Here is a 26,470-nt window from a genome sequence, read left to right as displayed (position 1 = left end):
GACGGGTCTGCCGACCACCCCTGCCCAGACAAGCGATCGGAGTCAGCTTCCGTGCCGGACACCTACTACGACCTCGGGGTCTACCACCGCCCGGTGACCACCTCCTCGCCGCAGGCCCAGCTGTGGTTCGACCGCGGCCTGCTGTGGGCGTACTGCTTCAACTTCGAGGAGGCGGCGCGCTGTTTCGAGCGTGCCGCCGGGTACGACCCGCACTGCGCGATGGCGCACTGGGGGACCGCCTTCGCCAAGGGCCCGAACTACAACAAGGCATGGCGCCTGTTCGACGCCGTCGACCTGCAGGCCTCTGTCACCGAGGCACGCGCCGCACTGGAGCGGGCCCGCGCCTGCAGCGACGCCTGCACCCCCTTTGAGCAGGCCCTCATCCAGGCGATGGCTGCCCGCTTCCCGGTCCGGGGCGTACCGGAGGGCCCGGAGGAGTTCGCCGCGCTGGATGTGGCCTACGCCGAGGCAATGCGCGAAATTTACCGGGCGCACGCCTTGGACCTGGACGCGGCAGCGCTCTTCGCCGACGCGTTGATGTGCGTGAGCCCGCGCGCACTGTGGCACCTGGACAGCGGCGAGCCGGCCGGCTACGGCACGACCGAAGCCCGCGAGGTGATCGAGCACGCATTCACCCTGCCGGGCGGCGAGCGCCACCCGGTTCTCAACCACCTCTACATCCACCTGATGGAGATGTCCCCGCACCCCGAACTGGCGCTGCCGGCAGCCGACCGGCTGCGCGGGCTAGCTCCCGACGGCTCGCACATGGCACACATGGCCACGCACATCGACGCCGCCTGCGGGGACTGGCGCCGCGTGGTGGACTCCAACGCGGTCGCGGTCGCGGCGGACGAGAAGTACTTCGCCCGCGAAAGGCCGACCGGCTGGATCTGGCTCTACAGGGCACACAACCTGTGCGTTCTTGCCTACGGCGCGATGATGTCGGGACGCTCAGCCGATGCACTGCAGGCCGCCCGGCGCCTGGACGAGATTCTGACCCCCGACGTGCTGGAGGTCACCAGCCCGCCGATGGCCGACTTGGTCGAGAGCTACCGCACCACCCTGCCACACGTGCTGATCCGCTTCGGCCGCTGGGAGGAAATCCTCGACCTCGAACTGCCAGTGGACCAGGAGCTGTACTGCTCGACCACCGCGATGATCCACTACGCGCAGGGCATCGCCTACTCCGCGCTCGGGCGCATCACCGAGGCCGAGGCCGCCCGCGAGGCCTTCGCCGCGGCCCGCGCCACCGTTCCCGACACCCGGCTCAACGCCCTGCCGGCCCGAGAGGTCGAGGTGCTCGCGGTGGCCGCCGCGATGCTGGACGGCGAGTTGGAGTACCGTAAGGGCAACTTCGAGCAGGCCTTCGCCTCCCTGCGCCGCGCCATCGATCTCGAGGACGCGCTGCCCTACACCGACCCGCCCGCCTGGCTCCAGCCGGTGCGCCACGCTTACGGAGCCCTGCTGATGGAACAGGGCCGCACCGCAGAGGCCGCCGCCGTCTACCGCGCCGACCTCTATCTGGACCGCACCCTGGCACGCCGACGTACCCGCCCCAACAACGTGTGGAGCCTGCACGGCCTGCACGAATGCCTGACCCGACTGGGCCGCGTCGAAGAGGCCGACCAGATCGCGCTCGCCCGCGACATCGCCGTCGCCGGTGCCGACATCCCCGTCGCGGCCTCCTGCTTCTGCCGCCTGAGTGCCTTCGGCGACACCGACGGATGCTGCACCGCGCCCGAGACGGCAGCCGCGCTCCCCCACCCCGCACCGACCCCGGACTCCGCCGCGACGGACGAGCCGGAGTGCGCCTGCTGCCGGCCGCAGTGAGCTGACAGCACCGGTTGCGGACGGCGAGGGCCGTGGGGTCAGATGCCACGGCCCTCGCAACTATCCCCCGTGTTGCGGGTCCCGCCACACTATCAATACGCAACGGTACGGAATTAAAGTAGGCTGGCCGCGTGCACGGACGACCACGCGACCCCGCCCTCGACGCAGCGATCCGCAAGGCCGCCCTCGACATCGTCACCGAGCAGGGCTACAAACGGCTGACGATGGAGGGCGTCGCCGCCCGCAGCCGCGTCTCCAAACAGGCCCTGTACCGCCGCTACGCCTCCAAGGGCGAACTGCTGCTCGCCGCGCTGGACGCCTTCGCCGAGGAGGTCCTGCCCGCCCCTGACACCGGAAGCCTGCGCGAGGACCTGCTGTTCCTGGTGCGGGCAGCTTTCGCTTTCCACCGCTCCAGCAACAGCGCCTTCAGCCAGGCCGTCGCCGCGGAAGCGGCCCAGGGTCCCGCCTTCGCCCGCCAGGCCCTCGAGAAGGTCATCAACCCGCGCCGCGACATTTTCCGCGCCGTCTTCGCCCGCGCCCGCGAGCGCGGCGAGCTCCTGTGCAGCGACGACGACCTGCTGATCGATCTCGTCTACGGCCCGCTGTGGTACGCGCTGCTGTTCAACTTCGACCGGCTCACCGACGCCTACGCCGAGTCCCTCACCGACGCCGTACTCGCGGCCGCCCGCCAGGCCTGACACCCCGCCCCGTCCGCCCACCTGCGGCCAGTTCCACACCCGCCGCACCGCGCACCCCGGTTGCGCCCGCCGACGGGAGACATGTGCTGACCGCTGCGCCGACCGCCCAGGACCGGGGCGGCCGACGCGGCGGCGACACACACGCGCGAAGGGACAGACGTGGCAACAGCGACGCGAGCGGCCGCAGCGGCGGTGCCGCTTTCGGCCATCACGACGGCGCAGGTGATGCTGGTTCTCGACGACTCGATCGTGAACATCGCCCTGCCTAGCATCCAACACCAGTTCGGCATCTCCGCCGCACAGCTGCCCTGGGTGGTCAACGCCTACCTCCTGGCATTCGGGTCCCTGCTCCTGCTCGGCGGACGCACGGCGATGTATGGGGACGCCGCCGCACCCCGCAGGCAGGAGTTGCACTCTTTGTCGCCGCCTCGCTCCCGGCGGTCTCGGACAGAACGCGACGATACTGATCGTTGCCCGGGCGGCGCAGGGAATCGGAGCGGCACTGACGGCACCGAACGCACTGGCACTGATCACGACGACGTTCTCCGACCGCGAGATGCGGGACACGACGCTGTCGCTCAACGGCGCGATGTCCGGCCTCGGCGTCGTCCTGGGCCTCCTGCTCGGTGGTGTGCTCGCCGACACCCTCGGCTGGCGCTGGGTGTTCTTCATCAACAACCTCATCGGGCTGCTCTTCCTCCTCGCCAGCCGCAATCTCGTCACCGCCGGCCGCCACCACGGCCGTGACGGCGCGACGGACGCGGTGCTCGGCATCGGCGCCATGGTCGCGCTCGTGTATGCCATCACCCGATTCGGCGAGGACGGTTTCACCGACCCTGCGGCCCTGGCCCTGCTCGCAGCGGGGACCGTGCTACTCGTCATGTTCGTGCGCACCCAGGCCCGCAGCACGGCCCCGCTCGTGCTGCGGGGCCTGCTGCGCGTCCGCAACCGCTCGGGCGCCTATCTGACGGTGCTGCTGCTGGCCATCGGCCCGATGGGCTCCCCGTACATCATTACCCTGTACTTCCAGCGGGTGCAGCACTTCAGCCCGCTGCTCACCGGCGTGGCGTGGCTGCCGTTCGCGGCCGGTCTCATCCTGGGCGCCGGCACCGCGCCCAAGCTCCTGATGCGTCAGGCTCCGCGTCTCCTCGCCGCGCCCGGTGCCCTGCTCAGCACGCTGGCCGCACTATGGTTGTCCGCACTGCGCGTCGAGACGCACTGTGGCTGCTCCTAGCCCCGGCGATGTGCCCTGGGCCTGGGCTTCGGACTCGGCGTGATCGCACTCACCCAGGCCGCGGTCTACCGCGTCCAGGCAGATCAGGCCGACAGCGCCACGCCTGAGCGCAGACGCCGCAGGAACCGCACCCCCGACACCCGGCACCCGGCACCGGTTAGGCTCCTCTGATGACCAGCACCGACCCCGGTCGCCGTAGTACGGGCGGGCGCGCACCCCGCAGCGAGGACCGCCGGGCCCAGATCGTCACGGCCGCTCTCGACGTGATCGCCGAATACGGCTACGAGCGCACCACCCAAGCGGCGGTGGCAGAACGGGTGGGGCTGACCCAGCAAGGGCTGCAGCACCACTTCCCCTCCAAAGAGGACCTGTTCGTCGCGGTGCTCGAAGCCCGCGACCAGTGGGACAACGCTGCCACCGCGCTGACCAGCAGCCACCTGTGACCGCTTGAGATGTACGCCCAGCTCGTCGAGTACAACGCCACGCGTCCTCGGCTGATCCAGGTCTTCACCATCCTGGCCGCCGAGAGCCTCACCGAGGACCATCCAGCACGCCAGTACTTCAAAGACCGCTACCGCGGTATGCGCGAGCGGGCCACCGCAATGCTGCGCGCCGCCTGCGGGGACACGCTGCCCAGCGGGCTCACCCCCAGCACGCCGGACCGCTGCTACTCGCCGTCATGGACGGGATCCAGCTGCAGTGGCTACACGACCCGCAGGATGTCGACATGCCTCGCGCCTTCAGAGACTTCCTGATGCTGCTGGAAGGCCCGCCGCCCGCCCAGGAGTAAGGCGGATGCGCTCGAAGACGAGCTCCTAGCCACAGTGCTACCAGGTGCACCATTCTCGGTGTCTCGTCGTCCACCGCTCTGCGGTGGGGGTCAGATGCTCCAGGAGGAGACTGGGGGGCCGAGGACGTCTTCGTCGACTTCCAGGCCGAGGCCGGCTGCGTCGGACGGGCGGACGAAACCGTCATCACCGACTGCTTCGAACCGTGCGGTCTGGAGGGTCACCATGTCGGCGCAGTTCAGCACCGAGCGGAGCATCTGCGGTGGGACGGTCGCGCCGAGGTGGACGATACCGGCGAATGCGATAGCGGACCCCACGGTGTTCTGCACGGTTGTGGTCATCCCCGCGGCGCGTGCGAGGTCGCGGTGGCGGCGGGCGTGAGTGAGGCCGCCGGCCTTGGATATCTTCAGTCCGATGCCGTCCGCCGCGTCGTGGGCGAGGGCGAAGGCAATGTCTGCGTCCGTCTCGGCGAGCTCGTCGACAATTATCGGGTACGGGCAGTGGTGCCGCAGCGACATGGTCTCCCGCCAAGTCGCGCACGGTGCTTCCAGAGTGAAGTCGAGGCCGTGCGGGAGGAGCCGGAGCATGCGCAGCGCGGACTCCGCCAGCAGCCCGCCGTTGGTGTCGACGAGGAAGAACTCGCCGCTGCGGCGGTCGGCGAGGCAGGCGGTGATCCGCTCGGCGTCGAGTGTCGGTCCGCCCTCCTCTCGGACGCGCCGATCTTGATGGAGTGGGAGCGGTAGCCTCGTGCGCGGTATTCGGCCACGCGCTGTCGCATGTCCTCGAGGTCGCCTGCGTGGATCGAGGACATCATCGGCATGCCGGTGTTCGTCGATCCGCCCAGGAGCTCGCACACGGGGAGCCCGACGGACTTGCCGAATGCGTCCCAGCAGGCGATGTCGAGAGCTGTCTTGGTGTGGGGGTGCCCGAGCAGTGCCTCGTCCATGACGTCGTTGATGCGGTTCGTCTGGCGCGGGTCGCGGCCCAGGAGCTGGGGTGCGATCTCCTCCACGCCGGCCCTGACGCCGCGGGCGTGGGCAGCGACGTAGGTGGTGCTGAAGGGGGTGCTCTCGCCCCAGCCCTGGGTTCCGTCGTCGCAGGTGATGCGGACGAAGGTGGCGTCGAAGGAGGTATAGGTCCGGCCTTTGGACAGCTGGTAGACACCACCGGAGTAAGGCAGGTTGGCCTGGAAGAGGTCTATGCGGGTGATCTTCACCTTCGCTTGCTCCTTCAGTTGGTCTGCGTGGCGGGGGGCGGGATGAGGACGAGCTTGCCGGTGTGCTTCTTGGTGAGGAACTCCTCCTGGGCGGCGGCGATCTCGGCCAGGGGGTAGGTAGCGGCGACGACGGGCCGGATCTCGTTGCGCTGGATGTAGGAGATGAGGTTCTCGAAGACCGCATCGGGCTGGAACGTGCAGCCGTACAAGGTCAGGTCCTTGAGGTAGACCGTGCGCAGGTCGATCTCGCTGACCGGGCCTCCGATGGCTCCCGCGATGGCGTACTGGCCGCCGGCACGGAGGAAGGATGTCGAGGAGAGCGGGCCACTGGGGGCCGCCGACGAGGTCGAGGACGACGTCGACCGTGCCTGGGCCCAGTACATCGGTGAAGTCCGCGCCGCGGTCGACGGTGAGGTCCGCGCCCTGGGCGGTCACTGCATCCGCCTTGTCCCTCGAGCAGACTGCGATGACGGTGGCGCCGCGCCTTTTGGCGAGTTGCACCGCTGCGAGCCCCACTCCGCCCGAGGCGCCGTTCACCACGACGCGTTCGGCACCCACGGACGCACGGTGCAGCATGTTCTCGGCGGTGGAGTAGGCGCACGGGACGGCTGCCAGTTCCGCGTCGCTCCAGTCGCAGTTCACTGCGTAGGTGTCGCGGGAGGGGGCGGTGGTGAACTGGGCGAATCCACCGTCGCACTCGCTGCCGAAGGTCCAGCAGGCGAAGGGTCGGAAGTCTGCTGGGACGCGGAGCATGGTGCGGACGAGGACGCGCTGGCCGACACGCTCGGCAGGGACGCCGTCGCCGACGGCGACGATCCGCCCGCATGCGTCGGCTCCCTGGATACGAGGGAACTCCAGCGTGGCGCCGGACCAGGTCGCATCGGCCTCACCGTCGTCGACCGCGGCAAAGCCCTTTGTCCCCCCGGATTCGGTCTGCGCGGTGACCTTCTTGGAGTACCAGCCGATGCGGGTGTTGATGTCCGTGTTGTTGATCCCGGCCGCGCCCACCTGGATCAGTACCTCTCCCGGCTTCGGGACGGGCACGGGTACGTCGGTGCGGTAGACCAGTTTGTCGAGCCCTCCGTGGCCGGTGAGGAGTACGGCGGACATGGCGTCGGGCAGCACGTGGCCTCCTTGTCTATGTGATGCAGATGCAGGGTTCGGTGGTCGGGCGGCAGTTGGGTCAGGGACGACAGGTATCAGAGCGGCGGGCGGTTGTGCCGGTGCATCGCCGCAGGTGGCCAGCAGGAGCCCCGGGCGGCGTCAGCGGTGGGCCGCCTGATCGGCCGGTTGCCGTGCACAGTCCTGTCTCTGGAGGAAGTGCAGGCACCGACGAGCCAGGCTCTTGCTCAAGCCGGTGCGTCGGGCCAGCTCTGTCGGGTGGGTGCGTGTGACATGGGCGTCCTGAGTCGTTCCCAGCGCCGAGACGACTCGATGGACGGCCCATGCGGGCAGGTGTCGTTGGTCCTGGCTGCGCACGGTTGAGTCCTTTGGGTGGTGGTCTTGTCAGCCGCGTAGCGAGACCGGATTCGGTGCGGTGCCGGTGGCAGGAGCGGCTCCTCCCCCATCGGGTGCCGAGGCCTCGCTGAGCTGCAGTCCTTTGGTCTCCGGCGCGAGGAAGTGGGATACCACGCCACCGATGAGGCTGATGGCGGCGGCGCACAGCATGGTGACCGCCACGCCGAAGTCGCTCATCACGACCGGGAGCAGGAAGGTTCCTGCCGCGGCGCCGACCCGGGAGGCGGCGGTGGCAAAGCCGACACCTGCCCCGCGGATCTCGGTGGGGAACACTTCGCCTGGGTACACGCCGGTCAGAGCGGTGGAGATTGCGTTGGCCAGGGAGAACACCAAGAAACAAGCGACGACGAGCAAGGGCGAGAGGTCCGCCCAGACGCCGACGACGATCAATGCTGCCGCGGAGACCCAGAACGGTGGCACGGCCAGTTTGCGCCGCCCCACCCGTTCGATCAGCAGGACCGAGATGATGGCGCCTGCGACGACGACTCCGTTCAGGAGGAACGCCCCGGACAGCCCGTCTTTCATGCCGAACTCCTCCAGGACAATCGGTGCGAAGGCTCCGATCGCGAAGTACGGCGTGACGTTGCAGATCCAGAAGATGCTGCAGAAGATCGTTGCCTTGCGGTAGTCGCGGGAGAAGAGCGCACGGAATCCCTTGCCGTCGGCGCCGTCCGGGCTCTGGCCGGCCAGGTCGCGCTGGTCGTCCTCGTCCATGAACTCGGCTGCCAGCCGGGTGGCTTCTTCCGTGCGGCCCTTGCTCATCAGCCAACGCGGGGATTCGGGGGTGCCCAGACGCAGCAGCAGAACGATGAGCGTGGGGACGGTGGACAGGCCCAGGACGATGTTCCAGTTCACCGTGGTGGAAACGGCGAGTGCGTAGCCGACGGCGTAGGCGAGCAGGTAGCCGACGTACCAGGCCACTTCCTGGAAGGCGAGGAGTTTGCCGCGGAGGCGGGCGGGTGAGAACTCGGCGAGCAGCGGCCAGCCGATGGCATAGTCCGCGCCGATCGCCAGGCCCATCACCGTGCGGACGAGGAAGAGTTGGAGCGCGTCGGTGACGAAGAACTGAGCAGCCGACCCGACTAGGAACATGATCAGGGTGGCCGTGAACATCGGGCGCCGTCCGACCCTGTCGGCGAGATACCCACCCAGCGGACCGCCGAGGAAGATGCCGATCAGTGCGGAGGCCCCGATCAAGCCCTCCCAGGTGGCGCTGAGGTTCAAGTCCTTGGAGATGGCGGGCATGACGATGCCGATGCCGCCGAGGATGAAGCCGTCGATGAACATCCCGCCGGCGATCACGGTGCTCAGCTTGACCAGGAAGCGGCGTTTGGCAGGCGGCAAAGGCACCGGGGGACGGTGGGCGGGCAGGGCTGAACGCGCGGTGGACTGAGTCACTGGGGATTCCCTCGTCCGGGGGCAGGAGACGCCTGGCCGGGAACCTGCGGCGCGACATTGACGGTGCCGCGATGCCGGGTTCCCAGCCGTGCCGACACGCTTGAAAGCCACGGTCAACATTTGAACGGCGCGTTCATGAATCTGGCAGTGCGGCAAGGCGAGGGTCAAGACCCGTGCACCCTCAAAAGTTTTCCCAGAAGTCACCTACCAAGTTACCGCCGGTTGCGTGATTCAGGTCGCCCGGCCCTCTTGACGCCCCTCAAAGGCGTTCTTACTTTGAACGTTACGTTCATCAATCGAACGTCGGCCGCTGGATGCCGCGCCCATCCCGCTCACGAGGGAGCAGCACCGACATGAAGAACCAGCCCCTGCACCTCTTCGCCTTCGACGTCGCCGCCCCGGCCCACCTGACGGCCGGCTCTTGGCGCAACGACGGGGACGAAGGACACCGGTACACGGATCTGGCGTACTGGAAGAGCATCGCCCGGATGCTCGAGGACGCCAGCTTCGACGGCATCTTCTTCGCCGACACCGTCGGCTACCACGACGTCTACGGCGGCAGCCCCGCCGCGGCGATACGCGACGCCGCCCAGTTCCCGATCAACGACCCGCTGCTGCTCGTCAGCGGCATGGCGGCGGTCACCGAGCACCTGACCTTCGGCGTGACCTGTTCGCTCACCTACGAGCAGCCCTATCTGCTTGCCCGCCGCTACGCCACCCTCGACCACCTCACCGGCGGGCGGGTCGGCTGGAACATCGTCACGTCCTACTCCGAGTCCGCCGCCCGCAACCTGGGGCTCGGGCAGCAGCTCGGCCACGACGAGCGCTACGAGCTCGCCGAGGAGTACATGGAGGTCCTCTACAAGCTGTGGGAGGGCTCCTGGGAGGACGGGGCCGTGGTGCGCGACGCCGAGCGCGGCACCTACGTGGACCCTTCCCGCGTCCATCCGATCGGACACTCCGGAAAGTTCTTCACCGTCCCCGGGATCCCGCTGACCGAGCCGTCGCCTCAGCGCACCCCCGTGCTGTTCCAGGCAGGAGCGTCCTCGCGGGGCATGGCGTTCGCCGGCCGTCACGCCGAGGCGGTCTTCATCAACGCCGTCTCCGTCGAACAGGCACGCCGCAGCGTCGACAAGATCCGCGCGGCCGCCGAGGCCGAGGGCCGTGACCCGCAGGACATCAAAATCCTTGCTCTGCTCACCGTGGTGGTCGCGGACAGCGACGAAGCAGCCCAGGCGGCGCATCGGGCCTATCTGCGCAGTGTTTCCATCGAGGGTGCGCTGGCCCGGTTCGGGGGCTGGACCGGGCTGGACATGTCCGGCTGGGACCTGGACATGCCGCTGGAGAGCGTGGAGACCAAGGGCGTCCAGTCGCTCATCGACATGTTTTCCAAGGCCGATCCGGACCGGAAGTGGACGGCCCGCGAGGTCGCGATGTTCCTCGGTATCGGCGGCACCGGCTCAACCATCGTCGGTTCCCCCCAGACGGTGGCGGCAGAGATCCAGCGCTGGCGGGACGAGGCCGGCATCGACGGCATCAACCTGTCCTACGCTTCCAAGCCCGGCGGCTGGCAGCAGTTCATCGAGCTCGCCCTTCCCGAGCTGCGCTCCCGGGGCCTGGTCGCCGCACCCCGCGAGGAGGGCCAGGAGCCCCTCACCCTGCGGGAAAGGCTCTACGGCCCCGGCCACGCCCACACTGGTGACCGGCACCCGGCCACCGCGCTGCGCCGACAGCGCGCCGGCACCCCCACGGCCCCCTCCGGTTCCGCGGCCCAGTGACCCACAACCTCTCAGTGCACCCCTGGAGGGCATCCATGCACAACGATCGCCAGCAGGCCGACGTCGTCGTCGTCGGAGCCGGCGTCGCCGGGCTGATCACGGCGCGTGAACTCGCTCGCGCCGGGCTCAAAACCCTCGTTCTGGAGGCACGTGACCGGCTCGGCGGCCGCACGTGGACCGACCACCGCCTCGGCAGGGACCTGGAGATCGGCGGCACCTGGCTGCACTGGACCCAGCCGCACGTCTGGGCCGAGGTCAACCGGTACGGCCTGGAGGTCACCCGCGGGCCACGCTCCGAGGAGACCTTCTGGCTGGCCGGCGAGGAAGTACGGCGCGGCACCCTCGACGACTTCATGAACCTCATCGACCCGGGCATGACCCGGTTGCTGGCCGACACCATGCAGTGGATACCCCGCCCCGACGACCCGCTGCGCAACCCCGACCTTCCTCGGGCGGACGCCTGGACCGTTCAGCAGAAACTGGATGAGCTCCAGCTGACCGAGGACGAGAAGAACGCCAACGAGGCCGCATGGGTGGGCCACTTCAACGCGCCGCTGACCCAGTGTTCCTACGTCTCCGCGCTGCGCTGGACCGCTGCGACGGCCGGCTCCTGGCACCTCATGCACGAGTCCTCAGCGATCTTCCGTCTGGCCGGCGGGACCCGCTCCCTGGTGAACGCCATTGCCACGGACGCCCAGGAGACCGGTCGCGCCACCATCCGTCTCAACTCCCCCGTACACCACATCAGCCATGACGCCGACGGTGCGAGCGTGGCCTACGGGGACGGGCAGACGGTCCGTGCCCGCCGCGTGGTCGTCACCCTCGGACAGAACCTCCTCGACAGCCTCGACGTCACTCCGAACCTGCCGGAGGACAAGCTCGTCCCGGCACAGCAGAAGACAGCATCGCAAGGCGCCAAGGCGTGGATCCGGGTACGCGGCCCGATCAAGCCGTTCTTCGCCTACTCCTCCCAGCACCACCCGCTCTCGGTGGTCCGCACGGAGTTCCTCGGCGAGGACGATGCCCTGCTGGTGGCATTCGGCGCCGATGCCACCCGCATCGACGTCAACGACCGCGAAGCCGTCGCGTCAGCGCTCAAGGTCTGGCGTGACGACCTGGAAGTACTCGAGGTCGGCGGCCACGACTGGATGACAGACCCGCATGCCCGCGAGACATGGCTCATCCAACGCCCCGGCCAGTTCACCGGACACCACCGGGCCCTGCAGGCCCCCGCCGGCGTGCTGCACTTCGCCAGCGGCGACTACGCCAACATCTGGGCCGGATTCATCGACGGCGCCGTCGAAAGCGCCACCCGCGTCGCCCGCCAGGTCCGCGAGAGTCTCACCTGACCAGGCCCCGCCCGCAGAACCCTCACAAACCCACAGTCCTCTTTCACGCACCGGGAGTCACCATGAGCAGCGCCGCCATGTCCGCCCTCGGCACCATCGACCCCTCCCACTTCCGTACCGTGATGCGCCACCTGCCCACCGGCGTGGCCGCGATCTGCTCCACCGACCCGGCGACGGACAAGCCGTGCGGCCTGATCGTCGGTACCTTCGCCTCGCTGTCCCTGGAACCCGCCCTGGTCACGTTCAGCGTCGCCCGCACCTCGAGCAGCTGGCCGAAGGTGGCCCGCAACGGCCGCTTCAGCGTCAGCCTGCTCGCCGACGGCCAGCAGAACGTCTGCCAGGCACTGTCTCGCAAGGACGAGGACAAGTTCCGTCACCTGGACTGGGAGTGGTCCGCTCACGGCACCCCCCACCTGCGTGGCGCGCTGGGCTGGATCGACTGCTCCATCATGCAGGAGCTGGACGGCGGCGACCACACGCTGATCATTGCGACCGTCCAGGGCATGGCCGCCGCCGAGGCCGGCGATCCGCTGGTCTTCCACGGCGGTCGCCTGGGCAGCTTCCGCGAGACCTCCGCCGCCTGAACCACACACTCACCCCGGCCGGGGGCCTGTCACCACCACGACGTGCGGGCTCCCGGCGGCCTGCACCGCCCCTCCCCCGCCAAGGACTCACGATGAACCTGCGCACTGACACCACCGCCGAGCAGATACTCGACCGACTGGCCGACGCCCAGGCCGCGTTCGAGGCCGGCCGCGACATGCCGCCCCGCACACGCGCCGCCTGGCTCAACGCGGTCGCCGACGCCCTCACCTCGCACAGCGACGAGCTCATCCCCCTCGCCCAGACGGAAACCCACCTGGCCACAGCACGCCTGCAGGGAGAGCTGAAGCGCACCGTGTTCCAGCTCCGCCTCTTCGCGGAAGAAATCACCAGCGGCGGCCACCTGGACGCCATCGTCGATCACGCCGATCCCGACTGGGGCATGGGGCCCCGGCCCGACCTGCGGCGCATGAACATCCCCCTGGGGGTCGTCGGGGTCTTCGGGGCATCGAACTTCCCCTTCGCCTTCAGCGTGATCGGCGGCGACTCCGCCTCCGCGCTCGCGGCAGGCTGCGCCGTCGTCCACAAGATCCACAACGGTCACCGAACCCTCGGCGAGCGCACCGCGCAGATCGTCACCGCCGCCCTGGCCGCCGCGGGCGCGCCAGCCGGGCTGTTCTCGACGGCCACCGGGCGCACCGCCGGTGAAGCACTGGTCGATCACCCACTCGTGCAGGCCATCGGTTTCACCGGCTCGACCTCCGGTGGCCGTGCGCTCTTCGACCGTGCCATGGCCCGCCCCGCTCCCATCCCCTTCTTCGGGGAGCTCGGCTCCCTTAACCCCGTGTTCGTCACCGAACGCGCCTGGGCAGCCCGACGGGACAGCATCCTCCACGGCTGCGCGGACGCAGCCACCGGCAGCATGGGCCAGCTGTGCACCAAACCGGGACTCGTCTTCGTCCCGCGCTTCCCCCTCACCGAAGTCGCCGCAGTGCTGCGCACCCACCTGGCGAACCTGCAGCCCAGCCCTCTCCTCACTCCGCATCTGCGGGAGGGCTTCGACACCGCACTCGCCGCAATCGTCGCCCTGCCGGATGTCGAAGTTCTTCTCGCCGGCAACGACGCCGATGCCCCCCGGCCCACCATCCTGCACACCACAGCCGAGGCGATCCGCAAGGACCCGACGCTCCTGCAGCGCGAACTCTTCGGACCGGCCACCGTCCTGATCTCGTACACCAACGAGTCCGAACTGCTCGAGCTCGCCGGGCTCCTGGAGGGCCAGCTCACCGCCACGGTCCACGCCGAACCCGACGAAACACCGGCAGCTCTGGTGGACCGGCTCCGCACCCTGGCCGGACGCGTCATCTGGAATGGCTGGCCCACCGGCGTCAGCGTCACCCACGCCCAACACCACGGCGGCCCATACCCCGCCACTACGGCCCCCGCCACCACCTCGGTCGGCACCGCGGCCATCAGCCGCTTCCTGCGGCCGGTGACCTACCAGTCCTTCCCCGACCCGCAACTGCCGCCGGCCCTCCAGGACGACAACCCCTGGGGCATCACACGACGGGTGAACGGCATACACCAATCCCCCGTCCGCTAGAGCGCCGCCGACGGCGCAAGGCGCTGTGCGATCTCCACCGCCGCCTGCCGCAGGCGCTCGGCCACCTGGGGCAGGCGGCCGGACTTCATCCGCTCAGTCGGCCCGTTCGCCGTCAGAACGCCGATCAGTCGGCCCTCATCGCTCCGCACTCCCACAGCCAGGGAGAACAGCCCCTCTTCGATCTCATTGTCGATCGTCGCGTACCCCAGTAGTCGCGTCTCCTGAAGAGCGCGCAGCAGTTCCACACGGTCCGTGATCGTGTACGGAGTGACAGCAGGCAGCTCGGCCGGCAGCAGGGCCTCAACCCGTTCGTCCGACAGCTCCGCCAGCAGCAGCTTGCCCGTGGCACTGGCATGGACGGGGAACCGCACGCCCACATACATCTCCGAAGCCGCCAGCAGCCGCGATCCGGAGGCCTCCGCCACCAGATCGAACTCCGTCTCACCAGCCACCACCGCGTAGCCGACGGTCTCCTTCAGGTCCATCGCCACCTCGTCCAGAACCGGCTGCACACGAGCGACGATCCCCCGGTACGGGTCCGCCAGCCGACCCAGCCGAGCGATCTCCCAGCCCAGCGTGTACTTGTTGTCGGTCCGCACAACGAAACCCGTCTGCTCCAAGCTCAGCAGCAACCGGAACGCCGTGGGCCGGGTCATCCCCACCGCCTGCGCCAAGTCCGTCACCGTGATGCCGTCCCGGTGCCTTCCCAGCTCGCTGAGGAGCACCGTCGCCTTCACGACGGACTTGTTCGTCAGGTCCGGCGCCTCCGCTGCTTCTTTCTGCTGGAGGGCGCTGCTGTCCCCGGACACAATGCGTCACCGCCTTTCTGCGCTACGGCGACCCGGCACGCTGGCCCGCCCACCCGGTCGATGACCGCTCCACCCTACCGACAACTCTTCCGCAGGCCACAGGCAGCGCCATACCCGCCGAGCCACCCCGACACATGGCATACCGCTCGTAAGCCAGAGGGTGGACGCCTCGATCTCTCGTGTGACGACTCCCCGGCCGAGGATAAGAGGACCGCACGACGACCGATCCGAGCCGTGGTCAGAGTCGGCGAGTTGGGGTGGCCGCCACGCGGCGGCGGCTGCGGGAGCGGGCACAGCGAGCGTCCAGTTCACCATGACTCCACGACCCTCGCCGACCGCAGAGCGTGCATCCGTTGGGCAGTGCCCTCGCACGTCACGGGCCGATTGTGATCTTGCCTACGTGAGTGCCGTCCCGGAATGCCTCCTGAGCAGCGTGGATGTCGCTCAGGGGGAAGCTGGCCGCTATGCGGGGCTTCATGCCCCGGCGCGGGCCAGGTCGGCCAAGGCTGAGAAATGGGCGCGGGTGTGCAGGGAGGAGCCGATGAGGCAGAGGTTGTGCAGGTAGAGGCGGCGCAGATCCAAGGTGATGACAGGGCCCGCGACGGCGCCGGCGATGTCCCAGCGCCCGTTTTCCCGAAGGGGCGGGCAGCCACGGCCCTCCCGTCAGGTCCGCTACGGCGTCCAGGCCCTTGGGCGCCGTCGCCGCCAGTCGCAGTTCCAGGTCGGCGGGGTCCGTGTTCCTGGGCAGCGTCGCTGAGGCGCCGGCCTCCTGCAGCGCGGTGGCCTTGGACGCGCTGGTCAGCGCCACCATCTGTGCCCCGCGAGCCGCCGGGAGCTGCACCAGGGCCAGCCCAACCCCGCCACCCACCTCCTTTTGTGGCTGTGCCCGCCTCGCACAAAGCGGGCACAGTCGGGAGAGTGGCGTACGGAACAGTGAGAAACGCGCCGGCGTCTGCCCTTACCGCATACGGGGTAAGGGCAGGTACGCACCCGCCTTCGTCCCTTGGGTAACGTTTGACCTTGCTTACGCAGCCGTCCACGCCCCAACGGACGAAGCAGAGGTTTCATTGCCGACAAGCCCCTGGAGTGTCTGCGCTTTCACGAACTTGGCTGAGCTCCCGACCGCCAGGTAAATTACCCGTGGGGGTATATCGAAGGGGCGTGGGTCGTGGAACTGGCGATGGCTGCTGAGGAACTGAAGATGGTGGTCAACCGGCTGCGGCGGGCGCAGGGCCAAATCGCCGGGGTGATCAAGATGATCGAGGAAGGGCGGGACTGCGAGGAAGTGGTCACACAACTCGCGGCGGCCTCCCGAGCGCTGGACAAAGCGGGTTTCGCGATCATTGCCACCGGCCTGCAGCACTGCCTGACCGATGCGAACATGGCCGCCTCCGGCGACCGGGAGCAGATGCGGGCTCGACTGGAGAAGTTGTTCCTCTCGCTGGCCTGAGTGCGTAGCCGCGCCGGATCGCTCTGCTCTTCAGGTGAGGGCGTCACCGGGTACGAAGGCGGCTTCCGGACGGCAGCACGACGGCGAACGCCACGGTGATCAGGATCTGGAGGGTGCTGACGACTTCTTCGCCGACCTGGGCGACCACGGCCCGGAACGAGTGGCCCAGATTGGGCGTGTCTGCAAACAGGACGCAGGAGTGGCGATGAAGCGAGCAGTACGAGGGCGGGCGCACGCCCGGTTTCGTGGTGTGTTGGCTCTGCTCGTGGCCGTGGTGGCGTTGCTGTGCGTCTTCGGGCACACGGAACGCGGAGAGCCTGACACCCCGCCGTCCACCGTGGAACGTGTACAGAGCCCGGCGGTTGTTGGGCCGTCAGGCGGTGCAGCTGCGCCCTGCGGCAAGAAGGTGATCGTTGATCACAGCGCGTCGCGGGCCGAGACTCCTGCGCCGTCTGCTTCGTCCTCCGGTTCCGTATCGCAGTCCAGCCATCCCGCACCTTCCGTGTCACAGTACTCCGGGGTGCTATCGGGGAGCTCTGCTCCGCCGCCCGCGACACTTCACTCCGTTCTGCGGATTTAGGCCGTCCCGTTGGCCGTGCCCCTGAATCTTCGAGAACGGAGTTCTTTAGGATGTCCTCTTCCTCTCGCTCATGGAGCCGGGCGAGTGCAGCACTGCATGGTTGGCGCACCCGGCAGTGGACTGTGGCAGGTGCAGGTGCCCTGGCCACAGCGATCTTGGTCGGCGCACCCACCGATGTGGTGCCCAATCCGCTGTTCGGCCGGTCGGTACCGGTGCAGTGGTGGAACTACCCGGCCCTCGCCGTCACGGCCGTCCTGGCCGGCATCGTCCTGAGCACCTACGTGCGCCCGCCCTCGACCTCCTCGGAGCCGAAACCCTTGGACGGTGGTCGTCTCGGGGCGATCGGTGGGGTGCTGTCTTTCTTCGCCGTCGGCTGCCCGGTCTGTAACAAGCTCGTTCTCGTGCTCCTTGGAGCTTCCGGTGCCCTGAGCTACTGGGCCCCCCTGCAGCCGCTGCTGGCCCTCCTGTCGGCAGGACTGCTGGCGGAAGCCGCGCTGCGCCGCCTGTCCTTGCAGACCGCGTGCCCGGTCACGGCTTCCGCCTGACCCGCGACCAGCTCTGCACCCTCTTCCCTCAACACCTGAGGTGTCCCATGTCTGGATCCACCCTGTCCTCGTCCCGCCGCAGCCGCAGGCGGACCATCTCGGCCGTCGCGGTTCTCGCCGCCGCCGCGGTGACCGCGACCTTCGCCCTCACGCTCGACGATTCGAGCAACCACAACGAGACTGCCGGCGAGCCCGCGGTGGTCACTGAATCCACCGTTCCTGCGCCCGCCGACGACAGCCTGCTCGCCCTCGCCCGCCGCGACCCTTCCGATCCGCTGGCCCTCGGGCGGGCGGACGCCCCGGTGGTGATGATCGAGTACTCCGACTTCCAATGCCCGTTCTGCGGCCGGTTCGCCCGCGAGACCAAGCCCGAACTGCTGCGCTCGTACGTGAACAAGGGAGTCCTGCGCATCGAATGGCGCAACTTCCCGATCTTCGGCGAGGAATCCGAGCAAGCTGCCCTGGCCGGCTGGGCAGCCGGTCGGCAGAAGAAGTTCTGGGAGTTCCACGACGTCGCCTACGGCAAGCCCCGCGAACGCAACGCCGGTGATTTCAGTGCCGAGAAGCTCATCACCATGGCTCGCGAGGCGGGAATCACCGATATCGAGCGTTTCCGGGCCGATATGGCCTCCGACCAGGCCCGCAACGCCATGCAGAAGGACCAGGAGGAGGGCTACATCCTCGGTGTGACCAGCACTCCGGCGTTCCTGGTCAACGGCCGGCCGATCCTGGGAGCCCAGCCGACGGCCGCCTTCGAGGAAGCCGTCGAGACGGCGGCGAAGGCGGCCGGGCGATGAGCGAGGTCGGCTTGGCGGTGGCGTTCCTCGGCGGGTTGCTGGCCCTGCTCAGTCCGTGCAGCGCGCTGCTGCTGCCGGCCTTCTTCGCCTACTCCTTCACCAGCCGTACCCAGCTGGTGGCGCGTACCGGCCTGTTCTACGCCGGGCTGTGCACGACGCTTGTACCGCTCGGCGTGGCCGGCTCGTTCGCCAGCCGCCTCTTCTACGGCCACCGGGACACCCTGGTGACGGTGGGAGGGTGGACGGTCATCGCCCTGGGCGTGGCGCAGATCGCCGGGGTGGGCTTCGGGTCCCGCCGGATGGCGCAGGCAGCGGGCGAGCGCCGTTCAGGCTCGGCCCTGTCGGTGTTCGCCCTGGGCGCGGTGTACGGGCTGGCGGGCTTCTGTGCGGGGCCGATCCTAGGCGGCATCCTGACCGTGGCGGCGGTGGACGGCGATCCCCTGCACGGCGGGGTACTGCTCGCCGTCTATGCCCTGGGCATGGCGGTTCCGATGTTCGTGCTGGCGTTGCTGTGGGACCGGTTCAATCTGGGCCGCAAGCGTTGGCTGCGGGGCCGGGTTTTCCGGGTGGGGTCGGTGGCGCTGCACAGCACCTCTCTCGTCGGTGGCCTGTTCTTCATCGCTCTCGGGGCGGCGTTCCTGGCCTTCGACGGAACATCCGCGCTGCCGTCGGTACTGAGCACCGACACCGAGTTCGCCCTGGAAGAACGGCTGTCTGACACCGGCGCAGCGGTGTCCGACCGGCTGGTCGTGCTGGTCCTGGCCGGTGTGGCGGCGCTGGCCGCCCTGCTGGCGCTGCTCCGGCCGGCCAGCAGGCGGCTTCCGCAGTCACCACCGGAAACGGAGCCAGCCGCACGCGAGTAATTGTTCGTTCCGGAATACCTCCAGGGGGCATCGGAGGTGGCTGAACGGGCGGCCTCGGCCACCCACTGCAGGGCACGTACGCGCCTCCTCGTGCGCAGCCATGTGCCGGCCCGGTCTGCCGGTTCTCCTTCTAGCGCCCGGGCCTGCCCGGCTGCTGGCATCCCTGTGTTCCGCCGACTCCACCAGGAGCGGGCCGCAGGTGTCCGCCGCCTTGGGCCGGTCCGCCCACCCCGGTGATCGTTCTGCCCTCGTCATGCCTTCGGGCACCTCGCCCCCCGAGCAGAATACCCCCCTCCCGTATATGTTTAGATACGGGAGGGGGGTATACGGTCCGTTGGGTGACTGCAACGGCGGTCAGGTGTCGTGACCATGCGCCGACGACTGGAAGCCTTGCGTGCACCGAGTGAAGGAGACGACGTGACAACGGCGACGAAGCAGCGGGCCGGAATGATCCCGCTGCTGGTCATCGCGACCGCTCAGCTGATGCTGGTGCTCGACGATTCGATCGTGAACATCGCGCTGCCGAGCATCCAGCGGGAGTTCGGCGTGACGGCGGAGCACTTGCCGTGGGTGGTCAACGCCTACATACTCGCGTTCGGGTCACTGCTCCTGCTCGGGGGCCGGATGGGTGATCTGTGGGGGCGTCGTCGCGTCCTGCAGCTCGGTATCGCGGTCTTCATCATCGCGTCCCTGGTGGGCGGGCTGGGGCAGAACGTCACGATGCTCGTCGTCGCCCGGGCCGTGCAGGGCATCGGAGCGGCGCTGACCGCCCCGAACGCACTGGCGCTGATCGCGACCACCTTCCCCGACCGCAGGATGCGCGACCTGGCGCTCTCCCTCTACGGGGCGATGTCCGCGCTCGGCATCGTCGTCGGACTGCTCCTCGGCGGTGTGCTGACCGACCTCCTCAACTGGCGGTGGGTGTTCTTCATCAACATCCCGTTCGGCCTGCTCGTTCTCGTCGGCAGCCGCACCCTGGTCGCAGCCGGCCGCCACCCCGGCCGGGTCGGCACTGTGGGTGCGGTACTGGGTACCGGCGGAATGGTCGCGCTCGTCTACGCGATCACGCGGTTCGGCGAGGACGGCTTCACCGACCCGGTTGCGCTGATCCTCCTGACGGCCGCAGTTGTGCTGCTCGTCGCGTTCGTCCTCACCCAGGCCCGCAACTCCGGCCCTCTGGTGCCGCTGAGCCTGTTCAAGGACCGTAACCGCTCCGGCGCCTACCTGACGATGCTGCTGCTGGCCATCGGCCCGATGGGCACCTTCTATGTCATCACCCTCTACCTCCAGCAGGTGCAGCGGTTCAGCCCCCTTCACACCGGGGTGGCATGGCTGCCGTTCGCCGCCGGACTCGTCCTCGGTGCCGACGCCGCCCCCAAGCTTTTCCTCAAAACCGCCCCCCGCTCTGTCGCCGCTCTCGGCGCACTGCTGAGCGCGCTGGCCGCGTTCTGGTTCTCCACAATCACCGTCGACACGGGCTACTGGCTGCACCTGGCACCGGCGATGTTCGTCCTCGCGCTCGGTTTCGGTCTCGGTATCCTCGCCCTCACCCAGGCCGCGGTCTACCGTGTCGATGCGGACAAGGCCGGGATCGCCTCGGCCCTGCTCAACTCCGCCCAGCAGATCGGTGTCGCTCTCGGCCTGGCCGTACTCGCAGGGGTCGCCGCCACCGTCACCGCGCAGCCGGAGATGGCTGCGCTGGGCACCGGCGAGGCGCTGGTCGCCGGGTACGGCACGGCCCTGACCGTCGCCGCAGGCATCCTCCTCGCCGCCGGTCTTCTCGCACTCACCACCCTCAGCGCCCGTCCCACCGCAGAACACGACATATCTGGGCCGGTAGAAACGAACACCGGGGCGGAAAGCTGACCGAGTGCCGATCACGCGCCGGGCTCGTCTCGAAGAATCAGAAGTGATCATTCTCGGATACAAGACCCGTGACGGCATCTGAAGCGATCAGTATGGCGCCTTCGGTTGCACGCTTGGCATGCGTTGAGGAGGGGACCGGACCCGGTCCCCTCCTCAACGCATGGTTCAGCGGTTGCGCAGTGCGGTCAGGGTGTTGTCGAGGTCGGCGACGCGGGGACGGTTGTGGGGCAGCTTGGCGAGCATGGCGGCCATGCCGCAGGTGTTGGTGAGGGCGGAGAAGACCAGGCCGCCCGCGATGCCGGCGGAGAGGAGTTGGAAGGCGGGGTGGACGATGAGGCCGAGCAGCAGGCCGAGCAGCACGATCACTCCTGCGGTGAGCCTCACCTGCCGTTCCATGCCCCACGTGGCACGCGAGGTGCCTTGCGGGCGGTGCAGCTCGTGGCCGTCGGCAGCCCAGGCTCCGGTGCCTCCCGTCAGGGTGGCGGCGGTGACGCCGTTCTCCGCGAGGATCCGGCAGGCGTTCTCGGAGCGGGCACCCGATGCGCAGACGACCAGGATGTCGCTGCGGTCGGCTGCGTGCCGGAGTTCGGGCAGCGCGCGCCGGATCTGGTCGAGGGGGATGTTGAGCGCGCCGGGGAGGTGACCTCCGGCGTATTCGCCCGGGGTGCGCACGTCGACGACGGTCAGTTCGTGCAGGCGGGTGCGTGCCTGGTCGGTGGTGAGGGCGGTGGACGTGGTCATGGCAGAGGTCATCCTTGCGTGTCGACGGTGCCCCGGCGGGGGCCCTGTTGTCGTGCGGGGTCGGGGGAGTTTGATCTGACGGAAGCCGGACTGCGGGCTGTAGCAGCGTCTGGTCGGCATCGGGGTGGGCCGTCGGCACGGTGCGAGCCAGAATGAAAAGTTCAGCCGGCGAGCCTTGTGTCTCAGGCGATTACGTCGACGAGCATGAACGCCGCCACTGCCAGCAGGACACCGGCGAAGATCTTCTGGAGGGTGGTGCCGGAGATCTTCGTCGCGAGGCGTTTGCCGTCCCAGGCGCCGAGGATCGCGGCTCCGGTGAAGGGCCCGATGACCTCCCAGTGGAGGCCGGTGCCGGTGCGGGCGGCGAGCGCGGCGAGCGAGTTCATGGTGATGACGAGCAGGCTGGTGCCGACTGCCTGCCGCATCCGTAGTCCCAGAACGCTGACGAGGGCGGGCACGGCGAGGAACCCCCCGCCGACCCCGAGAAGTCCAGTCACGGCGCCCAGCCCGGCACCGGTACCGGCCGCTTTGCCGGGACGGATCCGGTGCGGCGGCTCGGCCTCGGACGGCCGCAGCATACGCAGGGCCGCCAGCGCGGCGATGACCGCGAACGCCGCGGTCAGTACCGCCTGGGGCAGGCGTCCGGCGACGGCCCCGGTGAGGAAGGCGGGGACGATGCCCGCCGCGGCGAACAGCGCCCCCGTCTTCCACGCCACATTTCCGTCGCGGGTATGGGCGTACAGGGCGGTGGCGGAGGTGGCGGTGACGATGATCAGGCTGGCCGTGGTGGCGGCGGCCGGGGTGAAGCCGAGCAGGTAGATCAGTGCCGGCACGGCAAGAACGCTGCCACCGCCGCCGAGAGCTCCGAGGGCCAGACCGATGACGGCCCCGGCGATGAGGGCGAGAACGAGTACGCTCACGCTATCTGGCCGCTGTTCCCGCGTGCGTCGACGACCGGGTGCCCGGCGGCGGCCCACGCGTTCATGCCGCCCTCGACGTCCACCGCTTGCGCGCCGCGCTCGGCGAGGAGCTTCGCCGCCTGCTGGGAGCGGTGACCGCTGCGGCAGATCACCACCAGCGGACGCCCCTGCGCCTCGGTGGGCAGGGTGCCGCCGGCGGCCAGTTCTGTCAGCGGTACGTGGACGGCGCCCGGGGCGTGGCCTGCGGCCCACTCGGGCTTCTCACGGACATCCAGCAGAACAGCCTCGGGCTGATCGCCGCTGGTGCGGCTGCGTGCTTCGTCGACCGTGACGCGGGCCCCGGCTCGGCGAAAGAGAAACATCACACGCTTCCTTCCTTACAGGCAAAACGGTCGCTCTCAGCCGGAGAGCAGGGACAGCCCGGCATCCGCCGCGGCGTCGAAGCCGTCATCGACGGCGACCACGTCACGGCCGGCGGCATCCAACAGGGAGGCGGCGATCGCCGCGCGCATCCCACCGGCGCAGTGCACCCACACCGTTCCGTCCGGCACCTCGCCGATGCGGCCGTGCAGCTCGTGGATCGGGATGTGAACCGAGCCGTGGATGTGACCGCCCGCACGCTCCGAGTCCCGGCGCACGTCCAGGACGACCACGTCGTCACCGCGCTCGCGGACGGCGGCGAGGTCGGCGAAGCGGGCGCGGGGGAAGGAAGCGAGCTGTTCGCCCTCACGGACCCAGGCGGCCGGGTCGCCGGTGGCGGCGGCGACCGGGCGGTCGATGCCCACCCGCGCCAGTTCCCGCTGTGCGGCGCTGATCTGCTCCGGGGTGTCGGCGAGCAGGGTGACGGGCTTGCCCCACGGGATCAGCCAGGCCAGGTAGGTGGCGAGCTTGCCCTCGCCCTCGAAGTTGAACGACCCGGCCACGTGCCCCTCGGCGAACGTCACACGGTTGCGCAGGTCCACCACCCACTCGCCCGCGGCCAGCCGGGAGGCGATCTCTTCGGCGTTCGCGCGCTGGGGCGGGGTGAGGTCGATCGGTGCGGGACCGGCGGCGTTGGCGGGTGCCATGTGCGTGTAGTAGGCGGGCACGTCGTCCAGCCCGGCGAGCATCTGGGCAACGAAGGTGTCGACGTCCAGGGTCAGCGCGTCGTTCGTCTTGCGCTCCTGGCCGATCGTGGTCGCGTCCCCTTCGGCCTGGGAGGAGGAGCAGAAGCTGCCGAAGCCGTGGGTGGGCAGCACCGGAACTTCGTCGTCCAGCTCGTCGGCGAGCCGGTGGGCGGAGGCGTGCTGGGCGCGGGCGAGCTGCTCGGTCAGCCGTGGCTCAACCAGGTCGGGGCGGCCCACGGTGCCGATCAGCAGCGATCCGCCGGTGAACGCCGCCACGCCGCGCCCGCCTTCGGTGAGGGCGTAGGAGGTGTGGTGCGGGGTGTGCCCGGGGGTGGCGATCGCACGTAGCACCAGGCTCTCGTCGACCGTCACGGTGTCGCCATCGGCGACGGGGGTGTGAGGGAAGGACACGTGCGCACCGACCGGCACCAGGTACTGGGCGCCGGTGGTGCGGGCGAGCTCCAGGCCGCCAGTGACGTAGTCGTTGTGCACGTGGGTCTCGACCACGAAAGCGATGCGCACCCCGCGGCGGGCCGCTGCGGCGATGATCTGGTCGATGTCCCGCGGCGGGTCGATGACCACCGCGACGTCGGGTCCGCCGGCCAGGTAGCTGCGGTTGCCCAGACCCTCGAACTCCAGGGTGTCGACGAAGAACACGGCGCTCCACTCCTCTCGAACGGTGTACCCGGGGGGGTATCTGTCACCCACGCTAACATCTATACCCAGGGGGGTATTCCACCGGTCGGGATCCCACTTCTGGCAGCCGTCAGGCAGGCCGCTTCTCGGCAGCACTCACGGCCTGCCGGTCAGCGGGCCTGCGCCCGGGTGGCGGCCGCCTGGTGGCTGCCGCGCGGGCGGCGGGAAAGGGCGGGGCATGTCTGACGCTCCCCCGTGCGGCCCGCCAGGGTGAGAGCGCCACGGCCCCGTCTTGGTGCGAGGCGCTCCCACCTTGTGCAGCGTGGTGCCGTCAGTGAGCGGCCAGGCCCTGCGTGGCCGAGGTGACGAGGTCGCTCTTGGTGAGGCGGTTCTCGTCGGTGACGGCGGATGCCCAGGTGTCGGTGGTGGTGACCGCGGCCCAGTTCGAGTGCAGCAGTGCCATCAGAGTCTCGTGGACCTGTCGCGCGGAGGCGGTGCCGGCCTCGTTGGCGAGGTGGATGGCGCCGGTGGCGTCGGAGAGGACCTCGATCGTGAAACCGAGGGGCTCGGCCGCGGCGGAGGTGGACAGGACGCAGTTGTTCGTCATGTAGCCGACCAGGGTCAGGGTGTCGATCTCGTTCTCCCGGAACCATTCGGCGAGGCCGGTGGCGGTGAAGATGTCGGAGTAGTTCTTGACCACGCGCTTGGTCGTGGAGCCGATGCGGCGCTCAACCTCCGGGTGGTTCTCCCAGCCGGGCGAGCCAGCCGTGAAGACCGGGGTGCCTTCGGGGTACTCGTGCTGGACGGCGACGACGGGCAGGTTCGCCTGCGCGGCGATGTCCAGGGTGCGCAGGATGTTCTTCAGTGATTCGTCGCGGGGCGGGTACTGGATGTTCAGCGGTCCGTCGAAGTACTCCTGCTGCACGTCGATGAGGACAAGGGCGCGGCGTGGGGTGGTCAACGTTCTCTCCTGTTTCTGGTGGTACGGCGCGGACGGCGCCGTGGATTCCATCCTCAGGGGGCAGTGGGCGCTACAGTGAGTGGCAGAAAAGCTGTTAATCGATGAGATCAGGACAGGCATGCGTATCGCCGTTCACGCCTTCGACGGGATCACCGCGTTCCACCTCGCCGCGCCCCTGCTCGTGTTCGGCGAGGTGGCCCGGCAGGGGCTGGCCCCCGAGTGGACGACCACGGTGTGGAGCACGGACGCGCGCCCGGTCCGCACCTCGGAGGGGATCGTGATCGACGACCTCGCCGGACCCGCCGCGGCGAAAGGGGCCGACCTGCTCGTCTTTCCTTCCTGGCCCGTTGACTTTCCGGAACCGGACGGCGACCTTGTCGCCCTGATCCGGGACATGCACGCTCGCGGAGCGGGAATCGTCGGACTCTGCCTCGGCGCGTTCCCCGTGGCGGGCAGCGGCGTGCTCGACGGGCGTAGCGTGGCCACCCACTGGGCCTCGGCGGCGGAACTGGCCGAGCGGTACCCCGCCGTGGACGTGCACGCGGATGCCCTTTATCTGGACCACGGTGACGTGCTCACCTCGGCCGGCACGGCCTCCGGGCTCGACGCCTGCCTCCACATCGTCCGTAACCGGCTGGGATCGGCGGCGGCCGCGACCGTCGCGCGTCATCTCGTCATCGCGCCTCACCGGGAGGGTGACCAGGCGCAGTACATCGATCGGCCCGTGCCCGACGGCGCCGCGGGGCCCATCGGCGACACGATCGCTTGGGCTCTGGCCAACCTCGATCAGCGGTTGTCCGTCACCGAACTCGCTGCCCACGCCCACATGAGCACCCGCAACTTCTCCCGCCGCTTCTACGAGACGACCGGCATGAGCCCGGCCAAGTGGGTTCTCACGCGCAGGCTCGACGAAGCCCGCAGACTGCTGGAGACGACCGCCTGGAGCATCACCCGCATCGCTGCGGCATGCGGGTTCGCCAGCGCCGTGACCTTCCGGCAGAACTTCACCGCGCACTACGCGACCACACCGACGTCCTACCGTCACCGCTTTACCGATCGCACCCGGACGAACGGCTCTGCTCCGGGAGCCCCCGAGCTCGCCCTGGGTGGATGTGCAGAACGCGCCGCCTCCGTCAAGGAGGCGTAGGAATCGAAGCCGCCCCGCGGCGTCCCCGTGCGCCCCGGTGCTGCGTTGGCACGCGCGGCGGTCTTCCGAAACCCGGCGAGGCCGCCTTGGCGGT

At 69.2% G+C, this 26,470-nt stretch carries 24 protein-coding genes and 3 pseudogenes; 14 read left to right on the top strand and 13 right to left on the bottom strand.

Translation table 11 applies throughout. The features are described 5' to 3' along the window. Positions 1–51: 51 nt before the first annotated feature. From ACSU6Z_RS28920 to ACSU6Z_RS28905, 4 genes and pseudogenes are all read left to right on the top strand, one after another. Positions 52–1,830 (top strand): hypothetical protein, encoded by a 1,779-nt coding sequence (locus tag ACSU6Z_RS28920; protein ID WP_437050100.1) that lies wholly within the window; start codon positions 52–54, stop codon positions 1,828–1,830. Between the two features lie 131 nt (positions 1,831–1,961). Beyond that, entirely contained in the window at positions 1,962–2,528 is a 567-nt protein-coding gene (locus ACSU6Z_RS28915) for a TetR/AcrR family transcriptional regulator (protein ID WP_437050098.1), read from the top strand. Positions 2,529–2,904: 376 nt separating this feature from the next. After that, entirely contained in the window at positions 2,905–3,762 is an 858-nt protein-coding gene (locus ACSU6Z_RS28910) for an MFS transporter (RefSeq protein WP_437050096.1), read from the top strand. A gap of 170 nt (positions 3,763–3,932) precedes the next feature. Then, positions 3,933–4,552: pseudogene (locus tag ACSU6Z_RS28905) on the top strand (TetR/AcrR family transcriptional regulator). A 90-nt stretch (positions 4,553–4,642) separates the two neighbouring features. Here ACSU6Z_RS28905 and ACSU6Z_RS28900 read toward each other — a convergent pair. The 6 genes and pseudogenes from ACSU6Z_RS28900 to ACSU6Z_RS28875 all read right to left on the bottom strand — a co-directional run bounded on the left by ACSU6Z_RS28900 (position 4,643) and on the right by ACSU6Z_RS28875 (position 8,682). Continuing rightward, the gene (locus ACSU6Z_RS28900) at positions 4,643–5,404 is read right to left on the bottom strand and encodes an enolase C-terminal domain-like protein (protein WP_437050095.1); all 762 of its coding nucleotides are present in this window, start codon (positions 5,402–5,404) and stop codon (positions 4,643–4,645) included. Between the two features lie 44 nt (positions 5,405–5,448). Further along, positions 5,449–5,610, bottom strand: a pseudogene (locus ACSU6Z_RS28895) (mandelate racemase/muconate lactonizing enzyme family protein); the annotation flags it as partial. A 170-nt stretch (positions 5,611–5,780) separates the two neighbouring features. Next, positions 5,781–6,149: a zinc-binding dehydrogenase gene (locus ACSU6Z_RS28890; protein ID WP_437050093.1), complete on the bottom strand. Its 369-nt coding sequence runs from the start codon at positions 6,147–6,149 to the stop codon at positions 5,781–5,783. Continuing rightward, positions 6,130–6,876 (bottom strand): annotated as a pseudogene (locus ACSU6Z_RS28885) (alcohol dehydrogenase catalytic domain-containing protein); the annotation flags it as partial. The gene ACSU6Z_RS28890 and the pseudogene ACSU6Z_RS28885, both read right to left, overlap by 20 nt. Positions 6,877–7,029: 153 nt before the next feature. Further along, complete coding sequence (locus ACSU6Z_RS28880) at positions 7,030–7,245, bottom strand: helix-turn-helix domain-containing protein (protein ID WP_437050091.1); 216 nt, start codon at positions 7,243–7,245, stop codon at positions 7,030–7,032. Positions 7,246–7,272: 27 nt separating this feature from the next. Beyond that, positions 7,273–8,682 carry an MFS transporter gene (locus tag ACSU6Z_RS28875; RefSeq protein ID WP_437050089.1) on the bottom strand — a complete coding sequence of 470 codons (1,410 nt, stop codon included), beginning with the start codon at positions 8,680–8,682 and terminating at the stop codon, positions 7,273–7,275. A gap of 353 nt (positions 8,683–9,035) precedes the next feature. Between ACSU6Z_RS28875 and ACSU6Z_RS28870 the strand changes: the two genes are divergently transcribed. From ACSU6Z_RS28870 to ACSU6Z_RS28855, 4 genes are all read left to right on the top strand, one after another. Continuing rightward, positions 9,036–10,460 (top strand): LLM class flavin-dependent oxidoreductase, encoded by a 1,425-nt coding sequence (locus ACSU6Z_RS28870; protein ID WP_437050088.1) that lies wholly within the window; start codon positions 9,036–9,038, stop codon positions 10,458–10,460. A 35-nt stretch (positions 10,461–10,495) separates the two neighbouring features. Beyond that, positions 10,496–11,809, top strand: coding sequence for a flavin monoamine oxidase family protein (locus ACSU6Z_RS28865; RefSeq protein WP_437050086.1), 1,314 nt, complete (start codon positions 10,496–10,498; stop codon positions 11,807–11,809). A gap of 62 nt (positions 11,810–11,871) precedes the next feature. After that, positions 11,872–12,393 (top strand): flavin reductase family protein, encoded by a 522-nt coding sequence (locus ACSU6Z_RS28860; RefSeq protein ID WP_437050084.1) that lies wholly within the window; start codon positions 11,872–11,874, stop codon positions 12,391–12,393. Between the two features lie 92 nt (positions 12,394–12,485). Next, entirely contained in the window at positions 12,486–13,955 is a 1,470-nt protein-coding gene (locus ACSU6Z_RS28855) for an aldehyde dehydrogenase (NADP(+)) (protein ID WP_437050082.1), read from the top strand. Here the strand turns inward: ACSU6Z_RS28855 and ACSU6Z_RS28850 are convergent. Further along, on the bottom strand, positions 13,952–14,764 hold the full coding sequence (locus tag ACSU6Z_RS28850) for an IclR family transcriptional regulator (protein ID WP_437050080.1): 813 nt from the start codon (positions 14,762–14,764) through the stop codon (positions 13,952–13,954). The genes ACSU6Z_RS28855 and ACSU6Z_RS28850 overlap by 4 nt on opposite strands. 1,168 nt (positions 14,765–15,932) lie before the next feature. Between ACSU6Z_RS28850 and ACSU6Z_RS28845 the strand changes: the two genes are divergently transcribed. Then, on the top strand, positions 15,933–16,214 hold the full coding sequence (locus tag ACSU6Z_RS28845) for a metal-sensitive transcriptional regulator (RefSeq protein WP_437050078.1): 282 nt from the start codon (positions 15,933–15,935) through the stop codon (positions 16,212–16,214). A 43-nt stretch (positions 16,215–16,257) separates the two neighbouring features. Here the strand turns inward: ACSU6Z_RS28845 and ACSU6Z_RS28840 are convergent, their stop codons facing one another. Continuing rightward, complete coding sequence (locus tag ACSU6Z_RS28840) at positions 16,258–16,515, bottom strand: hypothetical protein (protein ID WP_437050076.1); 258 nt, start codon at positions 16,513–16,515, stop codon at positions 16,258–16,260. A 329-nt stretch (positions 16,516–16,844) separates the two neighbouring features. Here ACSU6Z_RS28840 and ACSU6Z_RS28835 point away from each other — a divergent pair, with 329 nt between their 5' ends. The 4 genes from ACSU6Z_RS28835 to ACSU6Z_RS28820 all read left to right on the top strand — a co-directional run bounded on the left by ACSU6Z_RS28835 (position 16,845) and on the right by ACSU6Z_RS28820 (position 20,865). After that, on the top strand, positions 16,845–17,339 hold the full coding sequence (locus ACSU6Z_RS28835) for a hypothetical protein (protein WP_437050075.1): 495 nt from the start codon (positions 16,845–16,847) through the stop codon (positions 17,337–17,339). 47 nt (positions 17,340–17,386) lie between these two features. Continuing rightward, the gene (locus ACSU6Z_RS28830; protein ID WP_437050073.1) at positions 17,387–18,136 is read left to right on the top strand and encodes a DsbA family protein; all 750 of its coding nucleotides are present in this window, start codon (positions 17,387–17,389) and stop codon (positions 18,134–18,136) included. Further along, on the top strand, positions 18,133–18,999 hold the full coding sequence (locus ACSU6Z_RS28825) for a cytochrome c biogenesis CcdA family protein (RefSeq protein ID WP_437050071.1): 867 nt from the start codon (positions 18,133–18,135) through the stop codon (positions 18,997–18,999). Before ACSU6Z_RS28830 ends, ACSU6Z_RS28825 begins: the two co-directional genes overlap by 4 nt. A gap of 417 nt (positions 19,000–19,416) precedes the next feature. Beyond that, positions 19,417–20,865 (top strand): MFS transporter, encoded by a 1,449-nt coding sequence (locus tag ACSU6Z_RS28820; protein WP_437050069.1) that lies wholly within the window; start codon positions 19,417–19,419, stop codon positions 20,863–20,865. A 165-nt stretch (positions 20,866–21,030) separates the two neighbouring features. Here the strand turns inward: ACSU6Z_RS28820 and ACSU6Z_RS28815 are convergent, their stop codons facing one another. The 5 genes from ACSU6Z_RS28815 to ACSU6Z_RS28795 form a co-directional block, all read right to left on the bottom strand. Next, on the bottom strand, positions 21,031–21,606 hold the full coding sequence (locus tag ACSU6Z_RS28815; protein WP_437050068.1) for a rhodanese-like domain-containing protein: 576 nt from the start codon (positions 21,604–21,606) through the stop codon (positions 21,031–21,033). Between the two features lie 182 nt (positions 21,607–21,788). Then, positions 21,789–22,526, bottom strand: a complete 738-nt coding sequence (locus tag ACSU6Z_RS28810) for a sulfite exporter TauE/SafE family protein (RefSeq protein WP_437050066.1) — start codon at positions 22,524–22,526, stop codon at positions 21,789–21,791. Next, positions 22,523–22,888, bottom strand: a complete 366-nt coding sequence (locus ACSU6Z_RS28805; RefSeq protein ID WP_437050064.1) for a rhodanese-like domain-containing protein — start codon at positions 22,886–22,888, stop codon at positions 22,523–22,525. The genes ACSU6Z_RS28810 and ACSU6Z_RS28805 overlap by 4 nt, the downstream gene beginning before the upstream one ends. A gap of 36 nt (positions 22,889–22,924) precedes the next feature. After that, the gene (locus tag ACSU6Z_RS28800) at positions 22,925–24,289 is read right to left on the bottom strand and encodes a rhodanese-like domain-containing protein (RefSeq protein ID WP_437050526.1); all 1,365 of its coding nucleotides are present in this window, start codon (positions 24,287–24,289) and stop codon (positions 22,925–22,927) included. Between the two features lie 310 nt (positions 24,290–24,599). Further along, complete coding sequence (locus ACSU6Z_RS28795; protein ID WP_437050062.1) at positions 24,600–25,229, bottom strand: isochorismatase family protein; 630 nt, start codon at positions 25,227–25,229, stop codon at positions 24,600–24,602. A 79-nt stretch (positions 25,230–25,308) separates the two neighbouring features. Here ACSU6Z_RS28795 and ACSU6Z_RS28790 point away from each other — a divergent pair, with 79 nt between their 5' ends. Continuing rightward, positions 25,309–26,376, top strand: coding sequence for a GlxA family transcriptional regulator (locus ACSU6Z_RS28790; protein WP_437050060.1), 1,068 nt, complete (start codon positions 25,309–25,311; stop codon positions 26,374–26,376). The last annotated feature ends 94 nt before the right edge of the window (positions 26,377–26,470 follow it).

The organism is Streptomyces sp. enrichment culture (genome assembly GCF_964273145.1).
Lineage (GTDB): Bacteria > Actinomycetota > Actinomycetes > Streptomycetales > Streptomycetaceae > Streptomyces.
Note: the sequence above shows the minus strand (reverse complement) of the source record. Positions and strands in the feature narration are given on the sequence as shown.

What these genes read in the sequence shown, in the direction of transcription:
- ACSU6Z_RS28910 (WP_437050096.1), top strand. Translation starts at nt 2,905, where the DNA reads ATGGGGACGCCGCCGCACCCCGCAGGCAGGAGTTGCACTCTTTGTCGC.
- ACSU6Z_RS28890 (WP_437050093.1), bottom strand. Translation starts at nt 6,149, where the DNA reads ATGTACTGGGCCCAGGCACGGTCGACGTCGTCCTCGACCTCGTCGGCG.
- ACSU6Z_RS28870 (WP_437050088.1), top strand. Translation starts at nt 9,036, where the DNA reads ATGAAGAACCAGCCCCTGCACCTCTTCGCCTTCGACGTCGCCGCCCCG.
- ACSU6Z_RS28865 (WP_437050086.1), top strand. Translation starts at nt 10,496, where the DNA reads ATGCACAACGATCGCCAGCAGGCCGACGTCGTCGTCGTCGGAGCCGGC.
- ACSU6Z_RS28860 (WP_437050084.1), top strand. Translation starts at nt 11,872, where the DNA reads ATGAGCAGCGCCGCCATGTCCGCCCTCGGCACCATCGACCCCTCCCAC.
- ACSU6Z_RS28855 (WP_437050082.1), top strand. Translation starts at nt 12,486, where the DNA reads ATGAACCTGCGCACTGACACCACCGCCGAGCAGATACTCGACCGACTG.
- ACSU6Z_RS28835 (WP_437050075.1), top strand. Translation starts at nt 16,845, where the DNA reads ATGTCCTCTTCCTCTCGCTCATGGAGCCGGGCGAGTGCAGCACTGCAT.
- ACSU6Z_RS28830 (WP_437050073.1), top strand. Translation starts at nt 17,387, where the DNA reads ATGTCTGGATCCACCCTGTCCTCGTCCCGCCGCAGCCGCAGGCGGACC.
- ACSU6Z_RS28825 (WP_437050071.1), top strand. Translation starts at nt 18,133, where the DNA reads ATGAGCGAGGTCGGCTTGGCGGTGGCGTTCCTCGGCGGGTTGCTGGCC.
- ACSU6Z_RS28815 (WP_437050068.1), bottom strand. Translation starts at nt 21,606, where the DNA reads ATGACCACGTCCACCGCCCTCACCACCGACCAGGCACGCACCCGCCTG.
- ACSU6Z_RS28805 (WP_437050064.1), bottom strand. Translation starts at nt 22,888, where the DNA reads ATGTTTCTCTTTCGCCGAGCCGGGGCCCGCGTCACGGTCGACGAAGCA.